The sequence below is a fragment of the Parvimonas sp. C2 genome, assembly GCF_035282405.1.
In the GTDB taxonomy this organism is placed as follows: domain Bacteria; phylum Bacillota; class Clostridia; order Tissierellales; family Peptoniphilaceae; genus Parvimonas.
Genome location: NZ_JAYKBP010000006.1, coordinates 38278 through 53061, shown reverse-complemented (window position 1 = coordinate 53061; position 14784 = coordinate 38278). Strand labels below are relative to the sequence as shown.

Sequence of the window (14784 nt, the reverse complement as noted above, 5' to 3'; positions counted from 1 at the left end):
GTACTTAATTCTATTTCTCCTTCACTCTTATCAGCTACAAATGTCTTTTCTGCTGTTACTTCTTTTCCATCTACTAAAAATGGTTGATTAGTTTCCTTATCCATCCAAACAAGTTTAACTGTATATTCTTTCCCAATTACCAAATTCTTATAGCTTACTTTATCTGTTAATGTTAATTCATCTTTTGCTTTTGCTTCTTTTTCTCCATTAACTTTTGCTTCTGTCTTTAGCTCTGGTTTTGGTTGTTTAACCTTTACTGTTTGATCCGCATCATTAATGTCCTTATGTGATGCTACTAAAGTATTATCCTTATACACTTCTTCAAAAGCTACTAATGTTGTATCTTTTTCAAAATGCTTAGCATCCACAGTTGTACTTAATTCTACTTCTCCATTTTCTTGTTCTGCTACGAATTCTTTTTCTACTGTTACTTCTTTTCCGTCAACCATGAATGGCTTATTTGTTTCCTTATCCATCCATACTAACTTAGCTGTATATTTCTTTCCTACTATTAAGTTATTATACTTAACTACATCTGTTAATACTACCTTGTCAGTTGGTTCGTCTTCTTTCTTGTCATTTACTGTTGCCTTTGTCTTTACTGTTGGTTTCTTACGGTCCGTAATTGTAACTTTTCCACCTTCTGATTTTACTATATCATCTTCTGCTACTTTTGTTACTTTTACATTTCCGTCTTTATCAACTTCAAATTCTATATCTGTTACTGTTAAATATCCTTCAGGTGCTGCTTCTTCGTGGAATACATATTTTCCTGCTCTTAATTTTAATCCCTTAGCTGTATCTGTTGATTCCCAAGAAACTGAATTTACACTCTTACCATTTTCACTAATTAAGTTTGTTCCATCTGCTGACTTAACTGTTATCTTTGCTCCAACTAATTCTTTTCCACCTAAATCTACTTTACTTACCTTTACTGGATGATATTTGTAATCATCTACCATTGTTACAATAGTTGTAGAGCCTTCTACTTTTACATTAGTTCCTTCTACTGTTCCATCAGGCTTTACTGTAAACTTAATTGTTGTAGCGAAAGTGTATCCTTCTGGTGCATTTTCTTCTTTAAGTGTATAACTACCAGGCTCAAGAGTTAATTGTTTAGCATTCCCATCTGAAACCCATTCTACCGATGGAACTTTAACTCCATTTTCTTTAATTAGATTTCTACCATCATCTGAACTTAATTTAATAGTTGCTCCTGGTAATTCTGTTCCATTAATATCAGTTTTTCTAAATTTAAAATCAAATTCCTTAGGTTTATATGTGTTCTTTACATTCATGCCTGTAACTTCAGAAGTATATCCTTCAGGTACATTTACTTCTCTTACAGTATAAACTATCGGAATATCCTTCCCATTTTCATCTCGCTTATCTGTTCTGTATTTAGGTAAATCCTTAAATTCATACTTCCATTGTCCGTTTTGATCTGGTTTTACTGTTAAAGTCTTTCCTTGTACATCAACTCCATCAGCAACTAATTGAATAGTTACTTGTTCAGGACGAACATTATATCCCTCATCATTTACCCAAGTCTTTTCACCAGAAACACTTGTTAAAATACGTTTATTTTTAATATCTATACCTGTTAACTTATTTGCATTCGGTGTAAATTCCAAGTTTTGACTTGTTGATTCAACTTCATATCCTGGTGGTGTACTAATTTCTTTTAATATATATTTCTTAGTTGGATCCAATGTTTTTGTGGAAATAGCCTCTCCATTTGCTCCTGTAATCATTGTTTCAACTAATTCATTTGTATCTTTAACTCTAATTTCAAATTTTGCTTGAGGAAGTTTAATATTAGGATTAACTGCATCCACTTTTACAATCTTAACTTTCCCCTTATTTCCTTCTCCAGTTCCTCCTGAAGAAGCTGATTGGTATTGGAAAGATAAATGTTTTGGAGAATCCCAATTAGGTGAAGTTCCTTTAGCATTATTAGTAACTTTAGTTCCTGGTGTATAAGTTGTTTTATAAGTTATAAATAATTGAGCTCCTGTTAAATCTCCAACAGGTTTATCACTTTCCTTCCAGCTTTTAACATTCCCATTTGCATCAAAACTTTCTGGAATTTGTGGTCTTACCTTGCTCAAGTCAACAGTAAAACTCTTCTTATCTGCAGATAACTTAAAATCAACATTAGGTATCTCTATTTTACCTTTATTTTGACCAAATTTGTTTAAAGATATTGAGTATAATTTCAAAGACCCTTCAATAATTGTTTCATCACCTGAAAGTTTATCTTCAATTTTAAGATTAGTTAATTTTCCTGCGCTGAAGTTAATTCTTAAAGACCATTTAACTTGATTACTATTACCAGGAATTTCTTCAGCCCATTTTGCAAATTGTTCTGTAGGTTTCCCGATAACTTTTTTAATATTTGCTTTTAGTTCTTTTGTTGTATTTCCAACTACAACTTTAAAAATATTTTCTTCGCCATATTTAAGCTTCTCTTCAGAAAAATGTGCTTCCAAGTGCATTGTACCTTTAACATTATATTTATCCTTAACATAACTTGTAAAGGTAGCTTTAATCTTACCACCACCACCTGCTCCTGGCGTAACCACCGCTTTGGCAACAACTTTTCCTTCACTATCAAGCAAGTCAAAGTTAGTTGCCTCGCTCGTTGTAGGAAAAGTCATATTTTCAGGTAAAGTAACCTCAAAATAATCCCCTTCTTTAAGAGTATTATTATAATGAGACGCATCCCATTTCAATTCAAGTTTAACTTTCTCATAGCCATAATACTCAGATTTTTTATCAACAATAGAAAAATCTGTAACGGTAACATTCGGCTTTACTTCACCTTGTGCATAAATAAAAGCTGAACTAATCGTTTGAAATACCATTGATAAAATCAAAAAACATACTATAAAACCTTTCGTTCTTTTTTTCATAAATATCCCCCTTTTAAATAAAATTATTATATCTAAACACATCTAAAAAACAATTTGATATTCATTATATTTTTCAATATATGTTTATGCATACATTTTTATTATATCAAAATTCTAAAATATTGTCTATACATCTTATTTAAAAATTCCTCTTTGTTTTTACACTATAATTGGCATATTTAATATGTTTTTTCACAAATAGGGATTTTCTTTTGGTTTAATCTTTTGCATTCACTAACATAACTAGTCAATTTTTATTCGTTTTTTCAAAAAAATTATGCTTAAGCAAGCAACAAAAAAGACGGTTTCAAAAACCGTCCTTAATTTTATAAATTATTTAATAAGTCTAGTTGCCCCAACGAATGTATTTCCGAAATAACTTCCAAACAGTTTACTAACAATAACACCAGTTCCTGGAGTTGATGCATGAACAAACTTGTTGTTTCCAATGTAAATACCTACGTGACTAATTCTGCCACCACCATTATTAAAGAATACTAAATCTCCTTTTCTTAATTCAGAAGATTTAACTCTAGTACCATAATTAATTTGGCTATATGATGATCTACTTAAAGTAATTCCTACTTGTTTGTAAACATAATGTACTAGTCCTGAGCAGTCAAAACCTACATTAGGATTAGCACTTCCCCAAACATATGGTTTCCCTACTTGAGCTAAAGCTAGATTAACAACTGTATCTACATCAGCATTACTTGATTGGCTTTCTTGTCTAGATGAATTATTAGAAGAACTTGAATTGTTTTGTTTCTTAGATTTTTCTTCTCTCGGTTGTTGAACTTCAGGTTTCTTTTCAGAAAGATATGATTTCATAACATAACCAGTCTTTCCATTGAAGTTGAATTCAACCCATTCACCCTTATCTATACCATTTACTTTTTCTCCTTTTGATAACACGCCAAGTTTAGATGAACTAGATGATCGATCTGATCTAACATTCAAATTTTCTGTTGCGTAAAGACTAACCTTTTTAACAGGAGCCTTCTTTAGAGTTTCAGCTTTATTTTCTTCTGCTTTCTTTTCTTCAGCAGCTTTTATTTCAGTTTCATTTTTTTCAGGTTCAACTGTTTCCTTTGTTAAAAGTTCAACATCAATAGTTCCAACTTTATCATTCACAGAAACAATAGCCTTCTTATCACCACTCATTTCAACTTTAACGACAGAACCTTTTTCTACTTTAATAGTTTCTTCTTCGTTTTCGCTTAAAACTGGTTTCATTTCAGTAGATTCTTTTACATAATATGAATTTTCTTCTAACTCAGGCATTTTAGTATCTTCTTCACTAACTAAAGAGTATATATTATTATCTTGTTCTAATTTTGCTAATTCTAAAGCGGAAGGAACTTCAAATATCTTATCTGAACTACTGATTAATGATTTATTTACTTCTTCAATACTTGTCCTTTCAATTTTAACTTCTGTCTTGTCTGTTTCATCTGCAAAAGATTTTGATACTGGTAATGCAGTACAAACCAATGCACACAACATAGAAGTTGTTAAAACTTTCTTAATTTTCATAATTACCTCCTAACTCACAAGGACATTTTACAACAAGTATTGAAAAAAGTCAACAAAAAGTTACAAAAAAATTACAAAAGGTTACAAATAAGTTACAAAAATGTTTTTAGGTTCATTTATGTTTCGCATGATATGTTTCACGTGAAACATTTTTACTGTTTTTTATTTAATTCTTTGTTTCACGTGAAACATTTTTATAATTTTTTTTATAATTTTAAATATTATATCTAAAATTATGATATAATAATAGTAGTTTTATACTTGATGATAAAAATAGTAATAAAACAATATAGTTGTATTAAGATACATATTAGAAAGGAATTATGGTAAAAAAGAAAAAAACACAAATAATAAGGAAATAAATATGAAAATTTTTGACGTTTTTAGAAAGAAAAGAGAAATGAGAGTAATCTCAGTGTTTAATCAAAAGGGTGGCGTTGGAAAAACAACTACAGTTGTAAATTTAGCGTCAGCTTTGGGTTTTAATAGAAAGAAAGTTTTGGTTATAGATATAGATCCACAAGGAAATTCTACTTCTGGTCTTGGGGTTGAAGATACCGATATAACTATTTATGATGTTTTAACCCATGAAAAAGATATAAATGATACAATTCAAAAGACAAAATCAAAAAATGTTGATATAATTCCCGCTAATTCAGACCTTTGCGGTCTTGAAATCGAACTTTTAAGTGTGGATAAAAAAGAATACCTGTTACAAAGTGAAATAGGGAAGATACCAACTAATTACGATTTTATTCTAATTGACTGCCCCCCTTCATTGGGAGTTCTTAGTATCAATGCATTAGTTTCTTCACAAAGTGTACTAATTCCAATACAATGTGAATATTATGCTCTTGAGGGTGTGAGTCAGCTGATGAATACTGTTAATCTAATAAGAAAAGGATTAAATCCAGATCTTGAAGTTGAAGGTGTTCTACTTACAATGTATGATTCCAGAAATAATTTATCTGAAGACGTAAAAATTGAAACAGAAAATTATTTTAAGGACAAACTTTTTGATACAGTTATTCCACGAAATATTCGTTTAGCTGAGGCACCAAGTTTTGGAGAGAGTATAATATATTATGATAAAAATTCTAAAGGAGCTATTGCTTATTTATCTTTAGCTAAAGAATTGATTAAGAATAGGAGAAAATAATGAAAAAGAAAGGTCTTGGTAGAGGTCTTGGTTCTCTTTTAAGAGAAGAAGACTTTATTACTGATGAAAATTTATTAACCGTCGACTTAGATAAGTTAATTGCTAGGGAGGATCAGCCTAGAAAAAACTTTGACGATGCAAGTTTGGAAGAATTAGCTAATTCCATAAAGACAGACGGAGTTATTCAGCCGATTGTAGTTAGAAAAGTTGATGATAAATACGAAATAATTGCTGGTGAGCGTAGATTTAGAGCATCTAAATTAGCAGGATTAGAAAAAGTACCTGTAGTAGTAAAGAATGTTACAGATAGAAAAGCAAGAGAACTTGCTTTGGTAGAAAATATTCAAAGAGAGGACTTAAATCCAATTGAAGAAGCTATTTCTTTAAAAACTCTGATGGAAGAATATAAGCTTACACAACAGGAGCTTTCAGATATAATTGGAAAGAGCAGATCTTATATTGCAAATAATCTAAGACTGTTAAATCTATCAGATTATATTAAAGAATATTTAATTCGTGGAGAATTAAGTCCTAGTCAAGGAAGAACTTTACTTTCTTTAGAAACCGAAGAAGAAAGAAAAAAATATCTTGATAAACTACTTGTTAAAGAGGTTAATATTAGAGATGTTGAGAAAAAGGCTAAGCAAAGTAAAAATAAGAATGATGATATTTTTATAAAAGATATTTGTGAAAGATTAACAGAAGTTTTGGATGCAAAAGTTAAAATCCATTCAAAGAAAAAAGGTGGTCAAATAGAAATAAGCTATTTAAACGAAGCAGATTTACAACGAATAATAGATAGTTTAATGAATATATATAATTTGGAGTAATAATATGATTTATGTAGATAATGCTGCTACCACTTTTCCTAAGCCTAAAATAGTAACTGACAAGATAATGGAATGTTCTTTAGGTTATGCTGGAAACCCCGGACGTAGTGGCCATAAACTTGCTATGAAAATGGATTTAGAAATTTATGAGACGAGAGAAAAGATCTGTAAACTAATTAATGGAACAGAACCTCTTAATGTAATTTTCACTTTTAATGCTACAGATAGTTTAAATATAGCAATAAAGGGAGTTCTAGAAAAAGGAAATCATGTAATAACAACATCAATGGAGCATAATTCTGTTCTAAGACCACTTAATCAACTAAGAAAAGACGGAATAATTGATTTATCCATTGTATATGCAGATAAACAAGGTTATGTAGAGCCACAAAAGATTTTTGATGCAGTAACACCTCAAACAAAGCTAATTGTTACAACTCATATGTCTAATGTATTTGGGACTATTGTAGATATAAAGAGTATTGGAGAATTTTGTAAGGAAAATAATATTCTTTATCTTGTAGATGCAGCTCAATCCATAGGTGTTTTGGATATTGATGTTCAAGATATGAATATTGACTTGCTTGCATTTCCAGGTCATAAGGCTCTTTTTGGACCAATGGGAACAGGTGCTCTATATATAAAGGAAGGAATTAAAGTAAAACCTTTAAGGCAAGGTGGAACAGGAAGTTATTCTCATAGCATCGACCAACCCGATTTATATCCGGACAGTTTAGAGAGTGGAACTCCAAACGGCGTTGGAATAATTGCTTTAAGGAAAGGAATTGACTTTATAAATGAAGTATGTATTGATAATATAAGAAATCATGAAATTAGTTTGAAAAATCATTTTATAGATTTACTAAAGGATAATGATGATATTATACTATATGGAACTTTAGATGATAGACAAGGTGCTGTTGTAAGTTTAAATGTAAAGGATATGGATAGCTCGGAAGTTTCCTATATATTAAGTGATGAATTTGACATTTATACAAGACCTGGTTTTCATTGTGCACCTCTTGCTCATAAGAGCTTAGGTACTGATGAACTTGGAGCGATAAGATTTAGCTTCGGATATTTTAATACAATAAAAGAAGTTGAAGAATGTGTAAATGCTTTAAAAATAATAATAGAAAGGATTAAAAAGTAGTGACTTCAATGATAGAATTTTTAAATTCACATTCAGGAATATTTTTAATTATAGTGTTATTTGGCTTAATTTTTATATCTTATCAATTCAGTCAAATAAATAAAAAACTTAGCTTTCAAAAGAGAAAATATGATATGCTTTTGAGGGGTAGAGGTGATTTGAATATGGGAGAATTAATTCAAGCTCAATCTAATGATATTTCTGAAATGGATAAGAAAGTGCAAGAACTTGCTTATGAAGTGGAAAAAGCAAAGAATAATTTTGCCATGCCTATTCAAAAAATTGGTTTCGTAAAATATGATGCTTTCCACGATTTAAAAAATAAACTGTCTTATTCAATAGCATTATTAGATGGTTTTAATGATGGTTTATTACTAACTACTATTTATGGTAGAGAAAGCTGTATAACTTATGCAAAAGAAGTAAAATCAGGCTCTGTAAAGCAAGAATTGTCAAAAGAAGAATTTGAGGCATTAAGGATGGCATTAGAAAAATAATGAGAAAATTGATGTTTATTTTAAATCCGAATGCATCAGGTTTTAAAAAATTTGACTTTAAAGAAGGTATAGAAAACTATCTTAAAGATAAGAACTTAGATTTTGATTATGAAATTAAATGTTCAACAAAAGAGGGTGAATCCATTTTAATTGCTGAAAATGCAGTTAAAGACGGTTTTAATGAATTAATTGCAGTTGGCGGAGATGGAACTATCAACGAAGTTGGCAATGTGGCTATAAAAAATAATTTAAAACTTGGTGTAATTCCTGCAGGTACTGGAAATGACTATATGAACAGCCTAAATGAATCCTGTAATTTTGTAATTTGTATGGAGAGAATTATAAGGGGAAGTACAATACTTGTTGATTATGGCTCATTTTTAGACAAGTCATTTTTCAACATTGCATCTGTAGGTTTTGATGCAGAAGTTAATGAATATGCCGTAAAAGTAAAAAAAATCATTAAAAGTGGATTTGCTTATAAAATAGCAATAGCTTTAGCTCTATTTCATCACAAGAGAAAGAGATATAAATTAATTATTGACGATGTTGAATATGAGGATGACTATTTTCTAATAGCCATAGGTATTGGAAGTAAATATGGTGGAAAAATTAATATTTTGCCATATGCCGATATGCAAGATGGACTTCTGGATATCTGTGCTATTAGATATAAATCAAAATTTGATATAATTAAAAAGATAAAGACAATTGTAAATGCAACTCATGTAAATGAGGATATAACTTCTTGCTTCAAAGCAAAGAAAATCAAAGTTATTTCAAAGAATGTCGAGATTAACTTTGACGGAGAATATATGTCCGGAGTTGATGATGTTGAATTTATAGTAAATGATAAAAAAGTAGAATTAATAATGTAGGGGGTAATTATGAATATTTTTGAAGAATTAACAGGAAAAATTAAAGGAACGAATAAGAGAATTGTATTTCCTGAAGGAGAAGATAAGAGAGTTTTAGGAGCTTGTGTTAGATTAAAAAAAGACGGTTTAGTAACTCCAATAATTTTAGGAAATGTTGAAGAAATCAAAAAAACTGCAAGAGAATTAAATGTTTGTGCCGATGATATTGAAATCATCGATCCTTTAAAAGCGGAAGATTTTGATGAATTAGTTGAAAAATTTGTTGAACGTAGAAAAGGCAAAAACACAAAAGAAGAAGCTGAAACATTTTTAAAAGATGTAAATTACTATGGAACAATGATGGTACAAGTTGGAAAAGCTGACGGAATGGTTAGTGGTGCTGTTCACTCAACAGGAGATACAGTAAGACCTGCTCTACAAATTGTAAAGACTAAACCAAATGTTTCAAGAACAAGTGGAGCAATGGTAATGCTTGGAAAAAATGGCGAAAGATATGTATTTGCAGACATTGCTATCAATATCACTTTAGAAGCAAAAGAATTAGCTGAAATTGCCGTTGAAACTGCTAAAACTGCTGAATTATTCGGAATAGATCCAAAAGTGGCAATGCTTAGCTTCTCAACAAAAGGCTCTGCAAAACATGAACTTTCTCAAAAAGTTGCAGATGCTACACAAATGGCGAAAGAATTGGCACCTGATTTAGCATTGGACGGAGAATTACAATTTGACGCTGCAATAGTTCCATCAGTAGGGGAACAAAAGGCAAAAGGTTCAAAAGTTGCCGGACATGCAAATGTATTTATCTTCCCGGATTTACAATCAGGAAATATCGGATACAAAATTGCACAAAGACTTGGTGGCTTTGAAGCAATAGGACCAATCCTACAAGGACTTAACAAACCTATTTCAGACCTTTCAAGAGGTTGTAATGAAGAAGATGTTTACAAACTTGCAGTAATTACCGCTGCACAAAGTATTTAATATATTTTTGAAAAACAAAACCATGTCGGTTTTGTTTTTTTGTGGGGAAATGAGTATTGAAGATTTAATTATTTAATGTATCTACGATACATTCACTTATGCTTATATACAAGCATAAGTGTGAGATTTCCAGAGCAATTGTATCTAACGATACAATTATCCGTCAGACCTACTTTTGTTTACAAGTAAACAAAAGTAGGTCTGACGCAAAGATTGTTCAAATCTTTAATTTGAGTACAATCGACTGCGAAAATCTCATACTTTTGCTTTAGCAAAAGTAAATGTATCGTAGATACATTAAAATTGAACTCATAAACATAAATCAAATATTTATTTTAACAAGTAGAGTTTTTCTTTAAAATTTGGTAAAATGTAATAAATCAATTTGGAGGTGAGTTTATGGAATTTTTAGATACTTCTTTTTTACAAAATGATGAAATAAAATTAGTTTTAGAAAAAACTTATGCTGGAAATTTAGCTATCAATTGGGTTCCTGCCTATAGCTTTTATATATGTAACTTAAAAGGACAAAAATTAGGAAAATGTGATTTGAGAATTGGGCATAGTGAAGGTCTATATTATGGTGGAAATATAGGATATACAATTTACGAAGAATATAGAGGTTATCACTATTCAGCAAAAGCCTGTAAACTCCTTTTTGAACTTGCAAAAAAGCATGATATGGAATATTTGTATATCACTACAAATCCCGATAACCACGCTTCAAATAAGATATGTGAATACCTAAATGGAGAGTTTTTAGGCATCTTTGAATTGCCCGAAGATAATGATATGAGAATAAACGACAATGAAACTCATAAATGCATTTATAAATTTGTTTTACTTTAACTAAAATAATAATTATGCTATACTTATTTGAAAGAATTATTTTAGATTCAATTTATCTAGTTAATAATAAAAAACAAACTATTTTTTAAATTTTCAAGTGGAGAGTTTTATGGAATTTTTAAATGATTTACAAAATTTTTATTCAAATATAGAAAAAATTGCAGAAGTATTAGCTTCATCACTAAAAAATCAAAATTTACCTATAGACTCTGGTTGGTATAATGACCATTATCATATAGAACATGGAAATTGGATTAGGGAAGCTTATCCGATAAAAGTCCTAACTTTGAATGGATTATGTGATATTGAAATTGGATTTTTTAATATAGCCATAACTTCAAAATTAAAAAAGGAACAAGCCTTGTCATATAATTTTAGTAGTCTTGAATCTCTTAATTTAAAATATGATGTCTATGGTGTAGAAAATTTTTTATTGGATTTTAAAAATGAATTTTTTGATGAAAAGGAAACAATAAAAAACAAAATTAAAAACTCTTCAGAGGAAGATATTGCTTTTTCATTTTATTTTGAATTGAATTCTTCAAAAAGCAATATTCAAAGAATACTTAATACAATTAACCTTTTAAGAGCTAATAAATTTTTCTATTAATATTAATAGTTTAAAAAATACTCAAAGGAGTGATATTTTTGAAAATTTTAATTGTCGAAGATGATGAAAATATATTTGAAATGCTGAAAAAGGAACTTTTGCTTTGGAATTATGAAGTAAAGGGGATTTCAAATTTCAATCAAATAGTCGAAGAATTTGTGGAATACCAACCACATCTGGTTTTAATGGATATTATGTTGCCATATAATAATGGTTATTTTTGGTGTGAGGAAATCCGTAAACATTCAAATGTTCCGATTATTTTCATTTCTTCAAAGAGTGAAAATATCGATATTGTAATGGGTATTCAATTCGGAGCGGATGATTATATAACAAAACCAATAGATTTGAATGTAACTTTGGCAAAAATCAAAGCAATCTTGAGAAGAAGTTATGATTTTACAAAAGACTTTGAATTTTTAAGTTTTGCAAATGTATTTTTATATATGGATAAAAATATCATTAAATATAATGACAACGAAATTTCCCTTACAAATACGGAAACAATGATTTTAGAAACTCTTTTTAAAGCCAAAGGCGGAGTTGCTTCAAGGGAATCAATTATGGAAAAATGTTGGCATGGAGATGATTATATTGACGACAATACTTTGGCAGTCAATATAACAAGACTTAGAAAGAAATTTGCAGATATTAAACTAAATGATTTTATCCAAACCAAAAAGGGAAGTGGATATTATCTAAATTCTAAAACGGAGTAAAAATGGATAAGTTTAAAAATTATATTTCAAAAATTTTACCTATTACGGTAGTAACATTTTTTATATTATCAGTATTTTGGGTTGTTTTTTTACTTATGAATTTAGAATTCGAAAGTTACTTCCTAGCCTTAGAAATAGTAATCTTTTTCTATATTATATATCTGGTATTCATGGCATTTTTAACTAAAAAAGAGGAAAAACTAAAAAGTCAGATACTAGAGCTTGAAGAAGCTAATTTAAATTTAAGAAATGACTTTTTAGCAAAGGAAAAAGAATTACAAGAGTATTTTTTAATTTGGATTCATCAGATTAAAACTCCAATAACTGCAGGTAAATTAATCTGCGATGGCGATATTGAAAATGAAAATGTAAAAAATATAAAAAAAGAGTTGATTTATATTGAAGACTATACAAATATGGCTTTAAGCTATCTTAAAATGGCCAATCACAATACGGATATGGATATTTCACTTGTGAATTTAGATGATATTATTAATCCTTTAATCAAAAAATATGCCATTCTTTTTATTTCAAATAATATAAAACTTGAATACAAAAAGCTGAATGTAAAAGTAATTACAGATAGCAAATGGTGTATGGTGGTAATTGAACAGCTATTATCAAATGCAATAAAATATACTAAGAATGGGATTGTTTCAATATCTTTTAACGAAAAAGAAAACTATCTTGAAATAAAAGACAATGGAATTGGAATTAAGGATTCAGATCTTCCGAAAATTTTTGACAAGGGATATTCAGGATTTAACGGAAGACAAAATCAAAAATCAACGGGAATAGGGCTGTTTTTAGTTAAACAAATTTTGGATAAACTCGGACAAAAAGTTAAATTGGAATCAAAATTAGGCGAAGGAACAAGTGTAAAAGTCTATTTTAATATAGATTAGGAGAAAATTATGTTTTATGTATATATAATTTCTAATAATTTTAGAAATGTTTTGTATATTGGTGTCACAAGAAATATTGAAAGAAGATTATATGAACATAAAAACAAATTAATTGATGGCTTTTCTAAAAAATATAATTTGAATGTATTATTGTTTTATGAAACTACAGATTATGCTTTAGATGCAATTGCTAGAGAAAAACAATTAAAAAAATGGAGTAGAAAGAAAAAATTTGACTTGATTAAATCTATAAATCCTGAATTAAGAGATTTATCAGACGATTGGTGATTTTGTTTGAGATTTCTTTCAGAAATACTATTGCTTGCAAACAAGCAATAGTTGAGATTTCTCCATTACGCTTACGCTCCAGTCGAAATGACGTATTGAGGGTATTCTTCTTCAAAGTACTATGACGTGAATTATTTTATTTTCTATACAACTTTTAAATAAATTTCGAAGTTTGTTTACTTTTAACGTCCAGCTACTAAACGAAGCTTTCTCCTTATACGTCATCTCGACCGAAATGAGTGAAACGAATGAAGCGGAGAGATCTCATACTTTTGCTTTAGCAAAAGTAAATGTATCGAAGATACATTCAATACATAAATATCCTAATATTATTTGTATTTGAATAATATTATGTTTCTTAAAAATTTTTAAGAAATTTATTACTTGGTGAAAAAAATATATTAAAAAATAGAGATTTGCATATATAGGAAAAACAAATGGAAATTAAAAGAATTACAGAATACAATAATTCCTTATTTTCAGAGATTGTTTTAAAACAAAGAGGAGCATTTTTAATTGACGAAGAGCTTTATGAAATTGAAATAATTTCTAGTGATAGTGCCTTAGTTAGAGGAAAAAATAGAGAAAATTTTAAAAAACTTATTGAGTATTTTAGATATTATTCTCCACATATATTAAATTATTTTGATGAGAATGATAAAAAAATTATTTCTTTTGAAAAGAAGCCGGTTTTAACTTTAGAAGTGGATAAAATTCAACCTTCTCAATTTTACATTGATGAAGATAAATTAAATGCCCTTAAAAGTTTTATTAAAAATTCGAAGGATATTGTAATTCAAGTTGTAAAATCCGATGAGGGATATATCTGTGTTGATGGGCATACAAGGCTATTTATTGCTTTTTTAAATAATTTTAAAACTGTTCATGCCATAGAAACTGAGTTTGACGATGATACCAACTACTTTGTTTCTCAAGCAAAGAAAAGAAATATCTTTACAATAAAAGACTTAAAACTTGTATCTCATAGTGATTATAAAAATTTGTGGATTGATTTTTGTGATAGCTATTTTAATATAGATTAGGAGAAAATTATGTTTTATGTATATATAAGTCCTTCACAGGACTTACTATTGCTTGTAAACAAGCAATAGTTGAGATCTCTCCGTTCCGCTAACGCTACAGTCGAGATGACGTGTTAGGGGTGTTTCTCTTCAAAGTTCTATGACGTGAAATATTTAATTTTCTATGCAATTTTTAAATAAATTTCGAAGATTATTTACTTTTAACGTCTAGCTCTTAAATAACGATTAACCCCTATGCGTCATTTCGACCGAAACGTAGCAGAGCGAAGTGCAGTGAATCTAGCCCTAACTTTGTTTACTTGTAAACAAAAGTAGGTCTGACGGAGTAATTGTATCGTTAGATACAATTGCTCTGGAAATCTCATACTTTTGCTTTAGCAAAAGTAAGTGTATCGTAGATACATTCAATATAGACATCTTA

14 protein-coding genes are annotated in these 14784 nt (G+C 29.2%); 12 read left to right on the top strand and 2 right to left on the bottom strand.

Features of this window, described 5'->3' with window-relative positions; all coding sequences use genetic code 11:
- Both VJI95_RS07495 and VJI95_RS07490 read right to left on the bottom strand, forming a co-directional pair.
- On the bottom strand, nt 1–2915 hold a 2915-nt coding region (locus VJI95_RS07495), incomplete at its 3' end, for a VaFE repeat-containing surface-anchored protein (protein WP_324010987.1).
- A gap of 333 nt (nt 2916–3248) precedes the next feature.
- Nucleotides 3249–4451 (bottom strand): C40 family peptidase, encoded by a 1203-nt coding sequence (locus tag VJI95_RS07490; RefSeq protein ID WP_324010986.1) that lies wholly within the window; start codon nt 4449–4451, stop codon nt 3249–3251.
- A 364-nt stretch (nt 4452–4815) separates the two neighbouring features.
- Between VJI95_RS07490 and VJI95_RS07485 the strand changes: the two genes are divergently transcribed.
- The 12 genes from VJI95_RS07485 to VJI95_RS07430 all read left to right on the top strand — a co-directional run bounded on the left by VJI95_RS07485 (nt 4816) and on the right by VJI95_RS07430 (nt 14363).
- Nucleotides 4816–5610, top strand: a complete 795-nt coding sequence (locus tag VJI95_RS07485; protein ID WP_324010984.1) for a ParA family protein — start codon at nt 4816–4818, stop codon at nt 5608–5610.
- The gene (locus tag VJI95_RS07480) at nt 5610–6440 is read left to right on the top strand and encodes a ParB/RepB/Spo0J family partition protein (RefSeq protein WP_323999845.1); all 831 of its coding nucleotides are present in this window, start codon (nt 5610–5612) and stop codon (nt 6438–6440) included. The genes VJI95_RS07485 and VJI95_RS07480 overlap by 1 nt, the downstream gene beginning before the upstream one ends.
- Nucleotides 6441–6444: 4 nt before the next feature.
- Complete coding sequence (locus VJI95_RS07475; RefSeq protein WP_324010982.1) at nt 6445–7593, top strand: aminotransferase class V-fold PLP-dependent enzyme; 1149 nt, start codon at nt 6445–6447, stop codon at nt 7591–7593.
- Between the two features lie 8 nt (nt 7594–7601).
- On the top strand, nt 7602–8090 hold the full coding sequence (locus VJI95_RS07470; protein ID WP_323999847.1) for a DUF4446 family protein: 489 nt from the start codon (nt 7602–7604) through the stop codon (nt 8088–8090).
- An 11-nt stretch (nt 8091–8101) separates the two neighbouring features.
- Complete coding sequence (locus VJI95_RS07465; RefSeq protein WP_324010980.1) at nt 8102–8968, top strand: diacylglycerol/lipid kinase family protein; 867 nt, start codon at nt 8102–8104, stop codon at nt 8966–8968.
- A 9-nt stretch (nt 8969–8977) separates the two neighbouring features.
- Nucleotides 8978–9949 (top strand): phosphate acetyltransferase, encoded by a 972-nt coding sequence (gene pta / locus VJI95_RS07460; protein ID WP_324010979.1) that lies wholly within the window; start codon nt 8978–8980, stop codon nt 9947–9949.
- A 399-nt stretch (nt 9950–10348) separates the two neighbouring features.
- Nucleotides 10349–10798 carry a GNAT family N-acetyltransferase gene (locus VJI95_RS07455; protein ID WP_324010976.1) on the top strand — a complete coding sequence of 150 codons (450 nt, stop codon included), beginning with the start codon at nt 10349–10351 and terminating at the stop codon, nt 10796–10798.
- Nucleotides 10799–10907: 109 nt separating this feature from the next.
- Nucleotides 10908–11408: a hypothetical protein gene (locus VJI95_RS07450; protein ID WP_324010974.1), complete on the top strand. Its 501-nt coding sequence runs from the start codon at nt 10908–10910 to the stop codon at nt 11406–11408.
- 38 nt (nt 11409–11446) lie between these two features.
- Entirely contained in the window at nt 11447–12127 is a 681-nt protein-coding gene (locus VJI95_RS07445; RefSeq protein ID WP_324008806.1) for a response regulator transcription factor, read from the top strand.
- 2 nt (nt 12128–12129) lie between these two features.
- The gene (locus VJI95_RS07440) at nt 12130–13032 is read left to right on the top strand and encodes a sensor histidine kinase (RefSeq protein WP_324010973.1); all 903 of its coding nucleotides are present in this window, start codon (nt 12130–12132) and stop codon (nt 13030–13032) included.
- Between the two features lie 9 nt (nt 13033–13041).
- Nucleotides 13042–13320, top strand: coding sequence for a GIY-YIG nuclease family protein (locus tag VJI95_RS07435; protein ID WP_324010971.1), 279 nt, complete (start codon nt 13042–13044; stop codon nt 13318–13320).
- Between the two features lie 437 nt (nt 13321–13757).
- Nucleotides 13758–14363: a ParB/RepB/Spo0J family partition protein gene (locus VJI95_RS07430; protein ID WP_324010970.1), complete on the top strand. Its 606-nt coding sequence runs from the start codon at nt 13758–13760 to the stop codon at nt 14361–14363.
- Nucleotides 14364–14784 lie beyond the last annotated feature (421 nt).